Raw genomic sequence first — 19,518 nt, forward strand, 5'->3', positions numbered from 1 at the left:
CACGCTACTCTACGCCCCTCTTAAAATGACCTCTTGTAAATTCGCCCTCCAGCTCCACCGGTTCCTGATGGAGGAAGGTCTTCACGTAGGCATCCAGCACTTCCCCGGTCTGTGCCGCACTCTCCGACGTAAATGCCAGACGCAGCACCTCCGGCTGCAGGCGGTCTATCTGCTTTTTATCCTTCAAAAGCGACAGGGGGCTGGAATTGTAGATCGTATTGCAGCAGAAACGGCACTGGTTCCTTACCGGAAATACCTTCTTTTTGCGATCCCGCAGATACAGATATTCCGGACATTTACTGCATCCTTCCACTGTTTTCCGGATGCACTGGGCGGTTACCATGACCGGGATCGAACCATATACGAGAAGTTCCCGTTCCCGGCTGTCGCGCGCCCCCAACTCCCGGCTGTTGAGCTCGACCGGAAGGGTAAAACGCATCGAAAGCTCCGGCGCCATCTCCCGCACAAAATCCTCCGCCCGGTGATTCATCGTATAAATACCATAATCCATCACAAGCGGAATGGAAATCTTCCACTCGCGCACCAGTTCCAGCTCTTCCCATGCCCGGATGACAAGACCGTCAAATCCCGCCGATTCCAGCCTGGAACGATGCGTTTCAAAATATTCCTTTGCCCGATCGCGGAAAATATGCGGCATTACCAAAAGACACTGCTTGTCTGCCTCATGGCAGCGTGATACCCATTCGTTCCACTGTTCGGCGCCAAATTCAGCGCTATCCAGATAGATGGCGCCGACTTCTGGTACGGATAACGCCACTTTTAACTGTGCCGGGTGTTCGACCGAAACGTGGATGTGGTACAGAGCTGTTTTATTCCCTTTTTTATTCTCAAACAGCGTTTTCTGGCTCTGTACAGGTAAATCTGCTGTGAGTTCAACGTCCTGAGCCGGGCTGGTTTTTTCTGATTCCGAACCTGTCTGGTTATTTTCTTCCAGATTCTTTTCTTCCGGATTTTGCCATCCTTTTCCTGTCCCGCACGCCCTATTTTCCGGTATCTCCCGGCGGTATGGACGCAGTATCTCCTCGGTCAGCTGCTCAAACGCAGAGCGGCGGAGTTCATTTAACTCCTGCACCGGCACAAAGGGGCTGCCGCCTGTCTCCACTTCCAGATTTTCAAAATAATACGGCGTATTTCCCGTTTTTCCGAGCTGTTTCTCAATCCGTTCCTTGCTCATCGGCTGTTTCACTGCCGTCTGGACAACTGCTCCGATTCCGCCTGCCATCCGGCTTTCTCCCGTCAGCGGATCTTCGTATTGAAGCGTCAGCTGCAGCGGTTCGCCTTCACAGACACGCGCAAACCCCTGAACCGGTTCTTTCACCTCTGCTTCCACATACGTTTTGTCCAGATACTGGTAAAGTTCCCGGTTTTCCTGGCGGAATGCCGGTTTCTCATGGCAGACCACCATATCGCGTCCATTGTGCTCGGTATAATAGCCTAACGTCTGACCGCCGCGGTCAAACAGATCCAGCAGCTCCTTCCGGTCTTTCGGGTCAACCCGGTAACCTTTTCTGCCATTCTTTAAATATAAATCTACATATTTCCGGTACAGGCGCACCACGCCTGCCGTATAGCGCGAACTCTTCATGCGCCCCTCGATTTTCAAGGAATAAACGCCTGCTTCCAGAATATCCGGCAAAATATCCAGCGTACAAAGATCCTTGAGACTGAGCACATACTTGGAATCACCCGGATTTAACACGCCATTTTCTTTCTTTTTGTTTTTGTTTTCATTCGGGTTGTTCTCATCCAGCCGCCGAAGGACATCAAACGGAAGCCGGCAGGTCTGAGCGCATCGTCCCCGGTTGCCGCTTCTGCCGCCGATCAGGCTGCTGAACAGGCATTGTCCCGAATAACAGTAACAGAGAGCCCCGTGAACAAAGCTCTCTATCTCCACGCCCGTCTCCTGATAAATGCGGCGTATCTCTTCCAATGAAAGTTCACGCGCTGTGACGATGCGGACCGCGCCCATTCTCGTCATAAGCGCCGCGCCCTCCGGTCCGGTAATCGTCATCTGTGTGCTCGCATGAACCGGCAAATCCGGAAAATGCTCCCGGATATAAGAAAATACGCCCATGTCCTGCACGATCACGGCATCCAGTCCCGCCTGGTAATACGGAAGCAGATAGTCGTATAAGTCATCCATCTCGTCTTCCTTTACCAGCGTATTGACCGTCATATAAAGCTGGCGCCCATGCAGATGCACGTAGTTGATCGCTTCCAGCATCCCCGTTTCATCCGGATTTTCCGCATATGCCCTGGCTCCGAAACGGCTGCCGCCCATATAGACTGCGTCCGCCCCCGCAGCAACCGCCGCTTTCATGCTATCGAAGGAACCCGCCGGTGCCAGAATTTCCACCTTTTTTTTCATATCATTTCACCCATTATAACCGCAGAATTGCATCTTTCAGTTCCACCGTTCCCTGTCTCTTGGGAAATGGCTTCCGCTTCATATATGCCTCCACCTGTGCCTGACGGACAGCTGCCAGTTCCTCACGTGCTGCCCCTGCCTCCTGGAGGCTCTCTTCCAGATCTTTCTTTATCGTCTGTTTTTCCTGCTCCAGCTGGCTCAGCTGCTCTTTTACACTTTGTTTTTCCTGTTCCGTCTGCATCAGACGTGCTTCCAGCTGCGATTTTTCCGTCTGCACAGCTGTCGCCGCCTGTCTTGCTTCTTCAAGCTGTTGTTTGAAAATCTCCAGCTTGTCCTGCAAAGAAGCGATTTCACTCTGGGATGACTCGACCGCCAGACGCTGATCTTCTGCCTCCTGTTTCCAAACCTCTGCTTCTCCACGGAAATCGTTTGCTTCCTTCTTTGCATCCGCAATCTGTTCCAATGCCTCTTTCTTTGCAGCTTCTGCCTGCTCCCGGGCTGTCTGCTCCGCCCTAACAGCGCGATCCTGGGCTGCTTTTTCCGCGGATTCCACGCGATCCTGTACCTCTCTCTTCGCACGTTCAATCTGCTCCTGCGCTTCTTTTCTTGCAGACTCAACCTGTTCCTGTGCTGTTTTCTTCACAGCCTCGATCTGTCCCTGCGCTTCTTTTCTTGCAGACTCAACCTGTTCCTGTGCTGTTTTCTTCACAGCCTCGATCTGCCCCTGCGCTTCTTTTCTTGCAGACTCAACCTGTTCCTGTGCTGTTTTCTTCACAGCCTCGATCTGCTCCTGCGCTTCTTTTTTCACACGCTCGATCTGTGCCTGTACCTCATTTTTAGCAGCTTCCGCCTGCTCAGCTGCCTCTTTTGCCGCCTTCTTTGCCGTCTCCAGTTCTTCCTCGCTGACGGTGCGCTCATTGCGGAGACTCTCGAGTTTCATCTGGGTGCTGACCATCTCATGTTTCAGACGGTATGTCTCTTTTTCCATGCTCTCTTTGTCAGATGCAAGTGCCTTCGCACTCTCTTTTTCTTTAAAATAATCATCCGCCAGATTCAGATAAGTCATAATACTCTGGTAGTCTTCCGGCATTTTTAAAAATCCCGGCTGCGCCTTGAGCTGGAAAATCTTCCCATTCAGATACGTGGCAATCTGCTGTACATATCCTTCCGTCTCACTGCCGCCCAGGCTATACACTTTTCCATCAATTAATACATCTATATACTGTTTTGCCATCGCATTCTCTTCTTTCTATCTATAATAAATATGGTTCGACGTTGTCACGTCACCCACACAGAAATACCACCTTCAAATCAATCAAATATCAAATCTCAGAAATACCGTTTTTTGCTTGATTCCAGGCATACCCGAGATGCCGATACGCTGCTTCGGTCGCCATCCGCCCACGCGGAGTCCGGTTGAGCAGACCGTTCATCAGAAGATACGGTTCATACACATCTTCCAGTGTCCCAGCATCCTCGCCCAGCGCTGCCGCCAGCGTCTCCAGTCCGACCGGACCGCCGGAAAACTTGTCGATAATCATATGTAAGATCGCACGGTCGTTGTTGTCAAGTCCCAGCTTGTCCACATCAAGGATATCCAGTGCAAAATCCGCGACTTCTTTCGTAATCACGCCGTTGTACTTGACCTGTGCAAAGTCCCTCACACGTTTTAACAGTCGGTTTGCCAGACGCGGCGTTCCTCTCGAACGTCTCGCAATCTCATAGGCGCCCGTCTTATCAATCTCCACATTCAGAACTCCCGCCGTCCGCAGGACAATCGTCTGCAGCTCTTCAGGCGTATAAAAATCCATCTTCTGCACGATGCCGAAGCGATCGCGCAGCGGCGCCGTCAGAAGCCCCGCGCGTGTCGTCGCGCCTACCAGCGTAAATTTCGGCAGATCCAGACGAATCGAGCGCGCCGTCGAATCTTTTCCCAACATGATATCGATCGCATAGTCCTCCATCGCCGGATAAAGCACCTCTTCCACCTGGCGGTTTAAGCGGTGAATCTCATCCACAAAGAGGACGTCTCCCTCCTGGAGCCCGTTGAGAATCGCCGCAATCTCCCCTGGTTTCTCGATTGCCGGACCGGAAGTAACCTTCATACGGGTTCCCATCTCATTGGCGATAATGCCGCTGAGTGTCGTCTTTCCCAATCCCGGCGGTCCATAGAAAAGAACATGGTCAAGCGCCTCGCCGCGGGATTTCGCCGCATGGATAAATACCTTTAACGTCGATTTGATCCGCTCCTGACCGATATATTCGTCTAAGGTCTGCGGGCGGAGACTTCCCTCAATCCGCTTATCCTCCTCCGTCACCTCGGTTGTAATCGTCCTTCTGCTCATACTTGTTTCCTGTCTTTCCTGTTTTTCTCTCTCATTCAATTAAGCCATGACAGTTCCATTTTCTCATATCTGCCACACATTCCAAATTTTCATCTGACGCACAAGCACCACTATTTTTTATGATCCAGCAATTTCGAATGTCCGACACATAGGTTGTTTTACAAAAACGCCAGATATTTCAGCGATGCCTTCAATACCGCCTCGGAATCCATCTCTTCCGTCACATTGGCGCTCTTGACCGCCTTCACCGCCTCGGCATTCGTATATCCCAGCGCCACCAGCGCCTCCACGGCTTCCTTCACCGCATTGCCTGAAAGCCCGTTTTCCGCAGCCGGCGAAACCGCCGCACTGCCATCTAACAGCGGTGTCAGCAGATCCTCTGCCTGTACTTTATCCTTCAAATCGAGAATGATCCGCTGTGCCGTCTTTGCCCCAACGCCCGGTGCACGGGAGATCGCCTTCGCATCCCCAGTCATAACCGCAAGACGCAGATCCTCCGGACGCAGCGCCGACAAGATGCCAAGTGCCCCCTTCGGACCAATGCCGTTGACCCCCAGAAGCTGGCGGAACATCTCCAGATCCGAACGGCTTAAAAAGCCGTACAGGCTCATATCATCCTCCCGCACCTGCAGGTGCGTATATATCTTTACCTCTTCCCCGAGCGGCGGTAAAACTTCCAGCACCGACATCGGGACAAAAATCCCGATCCCCATCATGCCGGACTCGACCACGATACGGTCCTTTGCTTTCTCCGCCAAGATGCCTTTTACATACGAAATCACGGTAAATTCCTTCCTTTTCTCACTGGTTCAAGATCTGGTTCAAACTAAAAAAAGAACGCTTCAAAATGCCTCCAAATCTTCTTTTCAGTATACCATAGCACAGTTTTCATTGCAAGGAAAGTGCGGAATTTCGAACATATATTCTGCCCGATTGATTGAATTTCATTTTTACACATTATCGGGAACCTATAAATGAAAAAGCTTTTCAATTGTAATATCAATGATTACAGTCAAAAAGCCTTTCCATATCTTTTATTTACTTGTTATGCTTAGATAAACTATGTAATATTTCCTGATTACACCTATATAATTCATCAAATAGCTTTCTAAATGGCTTGTATAACTCATGCCTCTCTAAATCCGGCTTATAAATACATTTCTTTTGGATTACTTGGCGCAAATCTGAAAAACCTTGGTAGAATCCGACTCCAATCGCTGCCATCAGTGCATCTCCATAAGCTGCCCCTATGTCTTCCTTTGGTGTTTCTAACGATACCCCTGCTATATCCGCCACCATCTGCATCCAAACTGCGTTTTTCGTTCCTCCCCCCGCCGCTGCAATCCGTTTTACAGGCAAACCATTTTCACGGAATATGTCAATATGCTGTGCAACTGAATACCCAATTCCTTCCAATGCCGAGCGATACAAATGTCTTTTTGTATGACTCAATGAAAGTCCCACGATCATTCCTCTTGCGTCCGGATCATTCAGCGGTGTCCTTTCTCCCGCAAAGTAGGGTAAAGTTATCAAACCATCTGATCCGGGTGAAATCTCAGAAATTCCTTTCACCATTTCTTCATATGCATTCAATCCTGCTGTTTTTTCCTTTTCCAAGCATTCAGAAAATAACTGTTCCAAATACCATTTTTGAAGTGTGCCTCCATTATTAGTTCCTGCTGCTACACTATAAGTTTCTGGAATTAAAAATGGATTTCCGCGCACTCGCTCATCCTGAATCAGCCGATCTGCACAACAATAGAAAAATAAGGACGATCCAAACTGTACCATCAGATCGCCTGGTGCAAGTACTCCTACACTGATTGCCTCAGCTGCTGAATCTCCAGTTCCAGTAATAACTGGCGTTCCTTCTTTGAGTCCTGTCTCCTTAGCTGCCTGCTTTGTTACCGTTCCACAAATATGGGTAACCGGCATTCCTTCTGCCAACTGCTCCGGCATACAAATCGGTTTACACATTTCTTTATGGATGCTCCCATCCGGATAATACAGCGGACGAAATGAAGCCATCCCCAAAAATGTATCTATTACATATTTTCCAGTTAGTTTAAATGTTAGATAAGAAGAACCTGTCAAAAACTTGTGTGTGCGTCTATATACCTCTGGTTCATGATTTTTTATCCATAAAATTTTAGCAGACACATCTCCACTGCAAATTGGACGTCCAAATAGTTTTTTTACTTTTTCTGTGCCATAATACTGTGAGAGATACTCCATTTCTTCCACGCAACGTGCATCAATACCATATAAAATTGCTTTTCGTAAAGGATGCCCATCCTTATCAACTGGAAGGCAATCTGCTCCCAATGTGCTTCCCCCTACACAAGCAATTTTTTCTGGTTCTACACCACTCTGCTGTAAGAGCATTTTTGACAAAATGCAAAAATCATTCCACCATACCTTATCCGCGTCCTGCTCATAATAACCAGGTTCTGGATTTTCCATTCCGTGATGAGTAACTGCCCGACTTACCACCTTTCCAGACTCATCTGTTAGAACTCCTTTACTTGAATATGTACCAACGTCAATTCCTAAAAAATAATGCAACGTCTATACGCCTTCTTTCATTGTACAGCGATACGCCTTAACTACATCCATAAACTCCATGACTCTCTGTTTTTCAACAAAGTTCTCAAATTTACCATCTTTCTTAAAAGCAGTCCCTACACAAGCGCCATCACATTCACTAAGTTTTTCAACCACATTTTCCTTCGTACACCCTGTATTACAGAAAACAGGAACAAATCCAGAAACTGCCTTGACCCTGCGTACCAAACTTGAATCCGTTTCCTGACCAGCACTACTTCCAGAAACACACAGACCATCTGGAAAGCAATGAAAAATCATGGATTTTGTTATTTTTTCCAGACTTCTCTCTGCTAGATATACATCCGACTCTGGATTTACCTTATATAGCAATTTCATTTTATCTAGTCCAAGTGCTTTTTTTCTACGCAAGACTTCTGGAATATTCGTATCTGTAATTCCATTTTCACCTATATAGGCACCCGTAAATGTACTTCTTACAAAATCTGCCTCTACTGCCGCTGCCAAATCGATCGTCGCCAATGGATTAGAAACAATATTGACACCAAATGGAACTTTTATCTCTTTTTTTAATTCTCCCACAATCCGTCCCATCGCTGCCACAGTTACGTAGGAAACCTTTTTTTCATACGGAAGGCTGAATTCATTGGCAATCAAAATTCCATCTACTCCTCCCTCCTGGAGCGCCTGAAGCTCTCTGGCTGCATTTTTAATTACCTCTCCCATCGTTGCATCTTTTTCATACAGAGGATCCCCCGGCAGCGCCCGCAAATGCAACAGTGCAATGATCGGTTTTTTTACATGAAATAATTCATCTGTCCACATATTCTTTCTCTCCTCTATTCCATGTACATTCTCAAATTCTGCACATTTCTTTTGTCATAACGAAATGGATCCAGGTAATACGCCGGTGCTGTCAGTTCCTGCGTAAAATATCCCTCATATCCATTTTTTACCATGTCCTCTAAATCTTTTCTTAAGTTTCTCTTCCCTTCACCCCAGATGTAATGCCCATAGGGATCACAATCCTGAAAATGTGAATGTACAATGTTTTCCTTTCCAAAAACATCAAACCACTGCTGAATCGTTTCACCAGAAACCGACATTGCTGTCAAATCAATCATAACTTTAAAGCGCGGATGATCGACTAAATCAAATAACTGTTTCATTTGCCGCAAACTATACCCAATTCTTGATTCCTGCGGCCGTAAAGACTCTGCCACAATTGTCACGCCATTTTCCTCTGCGACCTCACAAAGTCTCTGATGCATCTCAGCTGCCCGTTTCAATCCATCCTCCTCCGCTTCATCCCAGTAACCCCATCCGGAATTTGCTTCTATCTTCTCTGCCCCCAGCGCAGCCCCCAGACGTATCCCATTTGCAAAAAATCCAAATGTTTTTTCTCTCAGTTCTGGTTCTTTTACACCAAATTGGTAACCAAACCGGCAATTCTGTGGTGTAAATACCGGACACTTCAAACCGTGTTCCTGTAATTTTTTACGGACTGGCTCTGGATCCTGATATTCCTTTGGATCCAGCCAAAGTCCTTGATGTCCTCCCAGCAATTCTACATTTTTGATTCCCAGTTCCTGCATACAATCCAGGAAATAATCCAACGTATATTGGCAATAATGAAGATTCAATACCGAAAGTTTATCAAAATCAACTATTTTCATTTTCGCTTCCTCCTCATACAATTACTCCATTAATCCATTATAAACGGTTCCAATTCACGCATATTCTGCCGATCGGCTGCAGCCGGATCCTCCAGGTAGCGTGCATCATTCAGTGCCAGGCTTAGCAATCCTTTATATTTGTACTGATCCAGACAAATCAATTGATCCTCTAACGGTCTCAAACCATCTCCCCATGCAAGGCATCCCTGCGGACGTCCATCCACAAAACGGATATGGTATATTTTGTCTCCAAATGCTTCAAACCAGTCTTTCATCGACTCTCCTGCCACTCCAGCACTCGTCAAATTCAGGGCAGCCTGTATCTGCGGCTCATTAACCGACTCCAAAAGTTTTTTTAGTTCTGGAAGCATATTAATAACCGTTGCGTCTTCTGGCCGTACTGTTTCCACTGCAAGAATAACCCCCTCTTCCGCAGCAGTTTTTGAAAGCCGACGCAAGGTTTGAACCGCACGTTCAAAAATACGTCTCGGATCTTCATTTCTTGCACCGCCGCAGCAATTGAATACCATCACTTTCGCACCAGCTTCTGCCGCTGCACGGATTCCATTTTCAAAATATCCGATTGAATGCTTTCTTGCCGTCTCGTCATGACAGCAAAGTGCATAATTATAAATCGTACACTCCGGTGAAAAAGCTCCGATTGTCAATCCATAATCTGCTGCATTCTTTTTTAATTCAGCCGCATCCTCAAACCCATAATCATCTAGCAGGAAATGCGGTCTTGCACACCAAAACTCTATATTTTTTATTCCGAGAGCCTGCTGCGTTTTAAAGAAATAATCCAAAGTTCTGTATTTATAGTGCATATTCATTCCTGCAATCTGTTCCCGCCTTATCTTTATCATCCAGTTGTTCCTCCTCTCTATACACAAAGGCACTGCAAAAAACTTCGCTCTATCAGATTTCACAGTGCCCGCTTATTTATAGATTATATTTACATCTTTTGTCTTTCCCTAAGACTCACTTTCATCCCATGCTTTACCTGGATGTTTATGCCACCATTTGAATACAACCGGGACAATGCAAAGCGCTGCCAGGTAAATCAAAATTGGTGTTACAGCTGCAATCCAGTTTCCCTGAACACAGGCAACCGGAACTGCCGCTAATGCAAAAATTTCAATAATTGACTCAATCGGTGTTACAATTGCTGCATCATCCAGTGTACAGCTCTTGTTCTCCGGATCTACAATTCTTAAAAGCGCCATGCCGATTGCTGTTACACCGGTCGAGTAACCATATACATAGATGCCTCTCTCAAACCACTCCTGTTTTAAGAGTCTCGGCGCAATCACTGTAAAGTGGAATACAACCCAGACAATTCCAAATAACATCAGCAGGCCAAACGGAACTGCGTACTCAATAACAACCGGAATCTTAATTGATGCCACACCGAAAAATACAAGGAAATCAGTTGCACAGCTTCCCATACGGGAAATGATGCGGTTATCTACATATTTATCGGCTTTTATTCCTTTTAATACAAAATGAAATACAATTGCTACCAGGAAGCCGACAGAGAAGCTCGGAACGCCAAGTCCGGTTGCTCCCTGAATTACATTTGTTAAAAGATATCCAATACCGGTTGGAATCAGAATCAGAAGAAGATGCCATGCCAGCGGATCAATTGCCATCGGTGAAACGGTTTCTTCGCCTAATACCGGGCGTTTTCCTTCTTCAATGAGTCCCGTGCGCATATCGTTAGGAAGCTGGCTGAAATCTTTTACAAACTTGGTATAGTTTCTTTTTGTTCCAAGTTTGATCAAAATAATTCCACCAAAAATACCGGTTAAAATACCCACCGTTGCACTTGTCATCGCCAGATCCGTTGCATCTTCCCATCCAAGTGTGCCGAGTGTCGCGCCAAGTGCTGCTGCTGTACCATGACCTCCCTGAAAGCCTGCAGGAATCAACATTCCAAATGCCGGATTTAAATCAGGAGCAACTATTTTCAGGACTACCATTGCAAAAATAATCGGCATTGCATACTGAAACGCCCAGCCAATATTGCGGAAGCAGTAGTAGCTGCCAATCCGATCAAAATTTGTTTTCCAGCCACCAGCTGAAAAATTAAAGCCCCTCAGCCCAATTGATACAAATACTGCAATAATCAGCAGACCTGCATAAGAACCAAACTGTGAAGAAAAACTGATAATTCCAAAACCATTCTGTCCTAACGCAAGCCCGATAAATCCAGCCAGCAGACTGACCGGAACAAACAGGCTCTGCAGAATCTTGATTTTTTCCCTCAGCATTTTCGCCACAAACAGGAAAATACCTGCCCACATGAAATCCACCAACATGGAATACGCATTAAACTCCATCTTTTGTCCTCCTCATTTCTTTTTTATGATGCTACTGCAATGCTTTTTTTGCTTTTTCCCTAACCATACTCAATTCCACTTCTGTCATATCACAGTATTCGCTGTTTTCTGTTGTCGTCCCCGCATCCTGCACATATATCAGCTTTGTATCCTTCTGTGTGATCGTATTAAACCATGTTCCCTGCAAAACATTGTAAACTTTATTTGGCTCCATCGGAATTACATCAATCTTAAATGCATCATTCTCGCGGGACGCCGTCAAAAGAACTGCTTTTCCCTGAACCAGAATAAACTGCTCATCGGTTGCGTGATGCACTTCCAGATACTGAATCTTCTCAATATCATTATTAGGCTTCCAGTTTTTAATACATACGACCCATTTTTTATTGTCATATACACACTGAATACCTTCCCCTTCATACTCAAACACATCTGCTTTCATGACATTTCCTCCTACCTTCTTTTCAAATTCTTCTTGTTCCTGCAGGTTTCAAGCGATTTTTTTATATCATGTCATTATAATACATCATATATCATTATATTGTCAATGCTAATTTGTCATTTTACATATTTTTTTTAGGGGGTCAGCCTCTCTTCCTATCATATTTTTATTACGTTTTCTTTTTCATCACACACATCCATATCAATTTTCACAATTTTTTTCACTTGTCTGTTATCTTTTTCAGCAATTCTTTGATGCCAAACGTTCTGATTTTTTACTTACACTATGCTCACTCTAAATTAACTTGTCCGTATGGACAAAACAGCGAAGTCTGCTCCATACGGTCAGGCCTCGCTGTCTGTCTAAGAAAATATTTAATTGGAGGATCTTTAGTATTCCACTTTCCACATATAACGTCTTTCATCCATAGAATGACCACGCACTTCCGCCATCTGGGAAACATAGTATCTCTCAATCGGAATCATAACAACCGGATTAAAGAATTCTACGACGCTCTTATCGATTTTACCGCCATTTAATTTTTCAAAATCAATTACAATATAATTTTCCGCATAAGTGCGCAGGAATTTTAAGCAGCGTTCATCCAATGCGCGGGTTCTTCCCTCACTCATCAGAAGGATCATCGGAAGCTTCTTATCCGTTGTTTCAAATGGACCATGGAAGTACTCACCCGTATGCAGGCACACAGCATGCTTCCACTGCATCTCCATGAAATGACAGCAGCACATGGAATATGCAACTCCATAGTTTGAACCAGATGCCAGCACGTAAAATACAGGTTCATCTTTATATTTTTCTGCCCAGGCTTTTGCATCCGCCAAAACATTTTTCTTGCCTTCTTCTATAATTTCATCAATGTAACGGTATGCTTCCATCGCCTTGTCATAATTCTCCCAGTTTTCAAACTGTTTTAACAGCTCAAAACCAATCCGAAGGGCGTTCGCCTGGTTAGAATCACTATATACCTGATCATCTCCATTTGAATATGTCACAATATACTGTCCAACTTTTGCCATACCTGTCTGCATATTTCCTGTCATAGCGATTGTCACTGCACCTGCAGCATTGGCTGTTTTTACTGCCTCCACGGTCTCAGGCGTTGCCTTTAATGAACAAATAACTGCGACGCACCGCTCATCCAGTTCTTTTGGTGTTGCATGAACAAATTCATTGCTGGTATATGTAGTAGCGCTAAAAGTTTTTGCCTCACTCTGAAGAAGGTACAGCCCTGGGAAAATAGCTGCCTTAGATCCGCCGCAAGCTACAAAATACACATGCTTTAATCCACCCAGTTTGTCCATCTTTTCTTTGATCTCTGCTACAATTTCTTTTACTGATTTTTCCATCTTTCTGATCTCCTTTTCTTTTTTTGTATCAATTATTTGTCAAAATGACTTTCCATGTCCAAAAGCCCCCTGAACCATACAGGTTTTCGAAGAAAACTCTGCCCCTGCTTCCAGTGCTTTCCTTATCTCTTTTTCATAAATGCTTTCTTTCATCTGTATGCCATACTTTTTCCGGCTCTCCAGAAACGAAAGCAGAAATGCCGTTGCAAATGAATCCCCTGCTCCCAGCGTATCTACTGCTTCAACCAGATGCGGCGGCTGCTCATAAAACTGCGTTCCATCAAATAGAACTGCTCCATAGCTTCCTCTTGTTGCAATTACCATTGGGCATCCAGCACGAAACATCTTCTTACAAATTTCTTCCGCATCCTCTCTCGAAACGGAACCACATGAAAGAAACGCATACGTAATATACGGAGCAACCTTTTTTACTCGTTCTTCATCGACCCACTGACCCGAAAAATCATACGATACAGAGATTCCCTGTTCTGCCAGTTTAGGAAGCTGTTCATCAAAATAGCTATTATTGGTCGTGTGCACATGATCAAATGTTTTAATATACTCCAGATCTTCCACGTCCAGATTTAACGGATTTTCTTTTAATACGCCGCCTTTGTTGCTTCCGAGAAAGACACGGTCTCCGTCTACCAGCGTAACCCTCGCATAACCATTTTCTCCTTCATACTGACGGCACCGACTGTGTTCTACCTGCAGCTCATCGAGTGTTGCTATCACATGTTCTGCAACCTCATCCCGCCCGAACACTCCCATATAAGCTGACTCTGCCCCCAGCATCCCTGCATAAACCGCAAAGTTTGCAGCCTGACCTCCCGGAAACATAAGCCTGAGATGTTCATATTTGTCGCACACATTGTCCCCAATTCCAATGACCCGCATTTTTTCATCTCCTTTGGATTGATTATATATCATTATATAATGTTATGATATCATATTATACTTATGTATGTATTTTGTCAAGTGATTTCTGCATTTTTTTACATCACTTTTTTCTAGGTACTGTTCACGCATACGTGCCCGGTAATGGAATTTCTATCATCTCCGTTTCCATGTTCCTGATAAAAAGAAAAGGCTGACTCCTGTTAGCGCAAATTTTTCTTGCTTCCTAACCTGAATCAGCCTTTTCTTTTCAATTAATTTACTCGATTCCTATTGTAGATTCACAGACATAAAATGAGCATTTTTCTCCATTAAACACCTGATGCCCTACATAAATGGGTTCCTTCTCAGCCGTATATGCCACACTTTTGATAAAAAGCATCGAAGTTCCTTTCGCCATCTGCAAAAGCTCTGCTTCCGCTGCTGTCGCCTTGCAAAGTTCAATCCATTTTTCTGAAATTGCCACTGCTGTATGAGAGTGTTCCTTCAAAAATGTAAACAATGAATTGTCATCAAATCGTTCTTCCAGAAGAAATGCATATTTAAGCGGAAAATAGTTACGCTCAATCGCCATCGGCATACCATCCGCATAGCGGACTCTGGATATATAGATAACCTGGCTGCCTTTTTCCACATTCAAAAGCCGGGCTATCTTTTCACTCGCCGGTTCCAGCCTGTTTTCAAGCATACGTCCTCCGGCCTTCATTCCCATATGAGCACACATTTCCGAAAAACTCTGCAATTTTTTCATATCCTTAGTTACTTTGCGCTGGCAGACAAATGTTCCTTTTCCCTGTTTTTTTTCTACAAGTCCTTTTTCCACCAATTCGCTGACTGCTTTTCGAACTGTAATAATACTGACTCCAAACGATTTTGCCATTTCACCTTCCGTTTGCAGCTTTTCTCCTGGTTTATATTCACCATCACTTATTTTTTGTTCAATTTTTTCTTTTAATTGGACATACAGCGGCACTGCGGCACTACTATTTAACATTTTCTTTCTCCCTGTTCCTAATAACATGAATGATATAACTCTTTATATAACAATATAAACTATATCTAAATAAAAAGCAATCCTACATTGATGCCAATGGAAAATCTACTTTCAGGACTATTCGAAAACTTGGCACCTTAAAAGAATTGCTGGTTGAACACGATCCTACAAGAGATGACGTTATGGCTTGGGCAAAAGAACAGGCCCGGATTGAAACAGACTATGAATTTATCACAAAACGAAAAAGCACCGCCGGAAAAGCTATATAGAATAAGCCTTTCTGCGGTGTTTTTCCAAACATTACTGTCAAAGACGGGAATATACCACCCTTTTCCAATTTTGTCAACGTCGCTTTTGTCATTTTGCACAATAAGCAATTTTCTTTTTTGACAAGAAAAAGCATTTTTCACAGTTCTTTTTTACGAATCTTTCCACTTTCAGTCTTTGGAAACTCCTTTAGAAATACAAATTCGCGTGGAATCTCATAATCTGCCAGTCTTTCTGCCAAAAATTCCCGAATTGCCATATTGATACAACCACTTTTTTCGCTGTCACTTCCGGCAATTTCTTCCCTTTCAGCTTCTTTCTCCCACACAATCCACACTTTCAGATAATCGCGCCCATGCTCATGGACTGCCTTCACTGCCGTCTCTGCCACTCCCGGAAATGTCCGCACCGCTTCTTCGACCCGGAGGGATGACACTTTTCTCCCATTTATGTTGCAGATATCATCATCCCGCCCATCAAAATAGAAGAGTCCCTCTGCATCTGTGTGACCGCAATCCCCAATCACCGCGTCATTTCCAATTCCAAGGATTCCATACCGCGTTTTTACATGAAAATGGTCGTTTTCAATCCAGACATCCACCTCTGGAAATGCACGGCCAACCAGCGTCGTATCTTCTTTCATCTCACTTCCATGGATATAGGTAATATAGTTCAGCTCGCTGGCGCCATAATACAATGTAATCTCCGCTTCGGGAAATGCCTTTTTAAACTGCACTGCCTCCGCACCGCCCATACTCTGGGAGCCGCTGACAAAAGAAATAATCCGGTAATTGACCGCCTGTTCCCGCTCATAGATACGCCGCAGCGCCCGCAGCTTGACAGGAATCAGATAGACGCAGGTCGCCTGTTCTGCCTCGATCATCCGCTTCCAGAGGCGCGGATCAAAGGAATCCGCCGCAACGACGCTTCCGCCGGACGCAAGCTGCGCCATATAAAGGTTCAGGTTGCCCGTAAACGCCAGGCTCCCCTGCATAAACGTAATGCTTCCCTCTCCCATTTTGAAAATTTTATTCTGAAGCTTAAAAAAATCGTGCCAGCTTTCAAAGGAGCGGAACAATACTTTCTGACGACCGGAGGTTCCCGACGTCATCACACCCATATATGCCCCTTCCGGAGGTGTCACGTCACGCAATTCATCGGAAATTTTTACATCGGACGGTGCAATCACCGGAACCGTATTTCCGTCTCCATATGCCAGAAACTGAATAAGCTGATGCGCGATCGTCGGTTCCTGGATCCAGTGGATGTGACGTTTTCCCTGTTTTTCTTCTATCTCTTTCGGATGTTTCCTTACACGTTCTGCCGCCTCGATGAGCTCCCCGAACGTATAGCGCTCTTTCTCCGTGATCAGGGCTTCCCACTCTGGCGGGTATGCCCGGAGCGCATCCAGATATGTATTTATACGTTGTGTCTGTATTTCTTTCATGATTAATTCCTGTCTTTTACTTATTTTTATATAGAACTTTTTACCAATTTGAGCTTTTAAATTTACCACATTTACTTTTTATATCATTCAAGCACTGTCTTCATCTACTTCATTACTTTCTCCACCAGAATACTGCTTCCGATCCCTCCGGCGGCTGCCACGCAGCACATTCCCAAATGCCCATTTTTATGTTCCAGTGCTTTCATCAGATGCAGCAGAATCATTGCGCCGGAGACTCCATATGGATGCCCATAGGCAAGTGCCCCGCCCCAGATATTATAACGGTCTTCAATCCCCGGAAATGCACGTTCAAATAGAACATCAATAACGGCAAACGCTTCATTGACCTCAAAAGCATCGATCTCCTGATAAGAATGCCCCGTTTTTGCAAGTATCGCCTTAGCAGCGCTGACGGCTGATTTTGGGCTCATCATCGGATCATCCCCGATCGCTGTACCAAACCGGAAACGGCATTCTGCTTTCCGTCCCTGTTCCCGCAAAAACCGTTCCGAACAAAGTACCACAAATGCCGCGCCATCGTGCATCAGGCACGCATTTGCCGCCGTGATTTTCGTGCCATTTGGAAGCAGATACGGCAGGCGGTCGATCAGACGCTGGCTCATTGTCGGACGGATTCCCTCATCCCGGCTGCTGCCGTCGATGGAAACCGTTATATCCTCCAATATTCCCTCTTTGCGCGCCTGCGCCGCCCTCTTATGGCTCCGGAGCACCCAGGTGTCCATCTCTTCCTTAGAGACATTTTCCCGGATCGCAGTCTCCTCCGCGCCCTCTAACATAACCTGCTCGCCGCGCTTTCCCGGCACAAACTGTGCAACCGTATACACCTTTCCACCGTCATACTCCGGATGGTTCGGGGACATCATGCGGTACGGCTGTACCGAAGAACTCTCCATTCCCCCGGCAATGACCAGATCCGCCATCCCGCTCTCAATCTTGGCTGCTGCCGCGCTGATCGCCTCCAGCGCCGACCCGCACTGCAGATCCAAAGTAACCGCCGGAATCCGCTCTGGAAACCCTGCCGAAAGTGCCGCCAGACGCGTGATATTGCCGCCTCCCCCGACCGCATTTCCTCCTATTATATAGTCGATCGCATCGGTTGGAAGCTCAAATCGCGAAACCACCTCCCGCAGCACCTCCGCCCCCAGCTTTTCCGCCGGGATATGACGGTACATTCCATCTTTCACCCCGATGTAACTGCGCAAACCGCCCAGAATATATACGTGATTCATGCTTTTCTCCTGTTTTTCTTCTATTCCTAATTAAAATTAAAGGGATGCGGCAACGGACTCCTCATGCCTCCTGGCTGCATTTCTGCACTAAAAGGCTGATTCTGTTCACTACCACATCCCATCTTTATTTTCTATCTAATTTCCAAATAAGCCCGTCCGCTTCAGCGCCTTTCCAAGTGCTACCGCTGCCACACACTTAACGATGTCCAGCGGAATAAACGGAATTATCGACTGCACGATAACTGCACCCCACGGCTGTCCGGTCACGTGTTTCATCCAGCCTGCACCGAATGCGTAAATCACCGGAATACCAACTACAATCAGGAACGCTGTCTGGAATGCAACATTTTTCCATTTCCGGCAAAACAGGGAAATCAGGAACGCTACAACCAGAAATCCGATATAGTAACCGCCGCTCGGTCCAAGCAGTTTTCCCGGTCCTGCGCTTCCGCCGCTGAATACCGGCACGCCGCATAAGCCTAACAGCAGCCAGCTCGCCATAACTAAAATGGTATCCTGTGGTGCAATCAGCAGACCGATCAGGTTGACAATCATCGTCTGCGCTGTGATCTTTGCATCCGAAAACGGAAGCGGAATCGCAATATACGAAGACACACTGATCAGAGCCAGCATCATCGCCAAAAGTGTAAGCCGCTTCGCGCTCCATGCGCCGTGTACGTTCACTGCACTTGTCTCTGAACTCATTATATATACCTCCTCAGTGATAAAATTCTAAGCCGTGTAATGCATTTTCCTATGAATCACACACAGAGAATCTTTGCTAGAAAAGAGTATATCGGAATTTCAGATGATTGTCAACCTTGTTTTTATAAATGGTTTACATATGCATCCATAGCTCCTCTGCACCCACTTTATCATCGGCATCCCTATTTTTCTGTAATCGAAAGAATTTCCTTTCCCTCTTGCTTCGTTCTCAGATACACCGCGTTTCTTCCCTCCTGCCCCGAATCCGACAAATATACCTCCTCATCAGGACGAAGTGGGGCAAGAAAACGTACTTCCAGAGCGGTCTGTCCCTTCATCCAGCCCTTCTTCCACAGACGAAGCAGGCAGGCATTCATAACAAGAAACCCCGGCAGAACTGCCGCTTCTCCCTGATGGATCGGATTGGTATCTGCCGCCTCCCGGAGATATTCTTCCATCTGGCTGCGGCTAAATGCCAGCGTATCATCATCCTCACTTCCCAGTTCCGTAATTGCTTTCATGAGCGGCATTTTCTCTTTTTCCGGGACAAGGACGCTCTGGCGCGGTTTTACCAGCAGCACTTCCATCTCCTCATTTTCCCGTTCCTTTTCCTCCTCCGCTACCGCTATGCGGACCCGGATTGCCGAGCGACCTTTTTTGATGATTTCTGGAGTTAATTTGGTATGGCAAAACTCATTCTCCCCCTGTTTGGGCTGCCAGTCCAGATGAAGTGTAGTTGTGCCTATCATCCATCCCTCGTATCCTTCCAATGTGGAGAGAGCGCGCTCAAAGCAAAGAAGCTTCTTTTTCAATCTATCATTCACGGTATTTT

17 protein-coding genes are annotated in these 19,518 nt (G+C 45.8%); all 17 read right to left on the minus strand.

All coding sequences use genetic code 11. The features are described 5' to 3' along the window. Positions 1-4: 4 nt before the first annotated feature. Positions 5-2,389 (minus strand): U32 family peptidase, encoded by a 2,385-nt coding sequence (locus tag C7U56_RS13495; RefSeq protein ID WP_107001649.1) that lies wholly within the window; start codon positions 2,387-2,389, stop codon positions 5-7. Positions 2,390-2,402: 13 nt separating this feature from the next. Beyond that, entirely contained in the window at positions 2,403-3,623 is a 1,221-nt protein-coding gene (locus C7U56_RS15715; RefSeq protein ID WP_181357254.1) for a cell division protein ZapA, read from the minus strand. Between the two features lie 88 nt (positions 3,624-3,711). Next, positions 3,712-4,734 carry a Holliday junction branch migration DNA helicase RuvB gene (gene ruvB / locus C7U56_RS13505; protein ID WP_107001650.1) on the minus strand — a complete coding sequence of 341 codons (1,023 nt, stop codon included), beginning with the start codon at positions 4,732-4,734 and terminating at the stop codon, positions 3,712-3,714. Between the two features lie 158 nt (positions 4,735-4,892). Next, a complete protein-coding gene (gene ruvA, locus C7U56_RS13510) occupies positions 4,893-5,516 on the minus strand; it encodes a Holliday junction branch migration protein RuvA (protein WP_107001651.1) in 624 nt (207 codons plus the stop codon). A 256-nt stretch (positions 5,517-5,772) separates the two neighbouring features. Beyond that, entirely contained in the window at positions 5,773-7,299 is a 1,527-nt protein-coding gene (locus C7U56_RS13515) for an FGGY-family carbohydrate kinase (protein ID WP_107001652.1), read from the minus strand. Between the two features lie 3 nt (positions 7,300-7,302). Further along, entirely contained in the window at positions 7,303-8,124 is an 822-nt protein-coding gene (locus C7U56_RS13520) for a BtpA family protein (protein WP_107001653.1), read from the minus strand. Between the two features lie 14 nt (positions 8,125-8,138). Further along, the gene (locus C7U56_RS13525; protein ID WP_107001654.1) at positions 8,139-8,975 is read right to left on the minus strand and encodes a sugar phosphate isomerase/epimerase family protein; all 837 of its coding nucleotides are present in this window, start codon (positions 8,973-8,975) and stop codon (positions 8,139-8,141) included. 29 nt (positions 8,976-9,004) lie between these two features. Further along, positions 9,005-9,841, minus strand: a complete 837-nt coding sequence (locus tag C7U56_RS13530) for a sugar phosphate isomerase/epimerase family protein (RefSeq protein WP_107001655.1) — start codon at positions 9,839-9,841, stop codon at positions 9,005-9,007. Between the two features lie 108 nt (positions 9,842-9,949). Further along, the gene (locus tag C7U56_RS13535) at positions 9,950-11,317 is read right to left on the minus strand and encodes a sodium/glutamate symporter (protein ID WP_107001656.1); all 1,368 of its coding nucleotides are present in this window, start codon (positions 11,315-11,317) and stop codon (positions 9,950-9,952) included. 31 nt (positions 11,318-11,348) lie between these two features. Further along, positions 11,349-11,759, minus strand: a complete 411-nt coding sequence (locus tag C7U56_RS13540; RefSeq protein ID WP_022360184.1) for a hypothetical protein — start codon at positions 11,757-11,759, stop codon at positions 11,349-11,351. 389 nt (positions 11,760-12,148) lie between these two features. Next, the gene (locus tag C7U56_RS13545) at positions 12,149-13,126 is read right to left on the minus strand and encodes an SIS domain-containing protein (protein ID WP_107001657.1); all 978 of its coding nucleotides are present in this window, start codon (positions 13,124-13,126) and stop codon (positions 12,149-12,151) included. Between the two features lie 39 nt (positions 13,127-13,165). After that, positions 13,166-14,023 carry a fructoselysine 6-kinase gene (locus tag C7U56_RS13550; protein ID WP_107001658.1) on the minus strand — a complete coding sequence of 286 codons (858 nt, stop codon included), beginning with the start codon at positions 14,021-14,023 and terminating at the stop codon, positions 13,166-13,168. Positions 14,024-14,282: 259 nt separating this feature from the next. Then, on the minus strand, positions 14,283-15,044 hold the full coding sequence (locus C7U56_RS13555) for a GntR family transcriptional regulator (RefSeq protein ID WP_338108872.1): 762 nt from the start codon (positions 15,042-15,044) through the stop codon (positions 14,283-14,285). Positions 15,045-15,423: 379 nt separating this feature from the next. Beyond that, on the minus strand, positions 15,424-16,731 hold the full coding sequence (locus C7U56_RS13560) for an AMP-binding protein (RefSeq protein ID WP_107001660.1): 1,308 nt from the start codon (positions 16,729-16,731) through the stop codon (positions 15,424-15,426). 104 nt (positions 16,732-16,835) lie between these two features. Further along, positions 16,836-17,981, minus strand: coding sequence for an acetyl-CoA C-acyltransferase (locus C7U56_RS13565; RefSeq protein ID WP_107001661.1), 1,146 nt, complete (start codon positions 17,979-17,981; stop codon positions 16,836-16,838). A gap of 135 nt (positions 17,982-18,116) precedes the next feature. Further along, on the minus strand, positions 18,117-18,686 hold the full coding sequence (locus tag C7U56_RS13570; RefSeq protein WP_022360190.1) for a biotin transporter BioY: 570 nt from the start codon (positions 18,684-18,686) through the stop codon (positions 18,117-18,119). Positions 18,687-18,868: 182 nt separating this feature from the next. Further along, positions 18,869-19,510, minus strand: coding sequence for a hotdog family protein (locus tag C7U56_RS13575; RefSeq protein WP_146143928.1), 642 nt, complete (start codon positions 19,508-19,510; stop codon positions 18,869-18,871). Positions 19,511-19,518 lie beyond the last annotated feature (8 nt).

This window comes from Clostridium fessum (genome assembly GCF_003024715.1).
Classification (GTDB): domain Bacteria; phylum Bacillota; class Clostridia; order Lachnospirales; family Lachnospiraceae; genus Otoolea; species Otoolea fessa.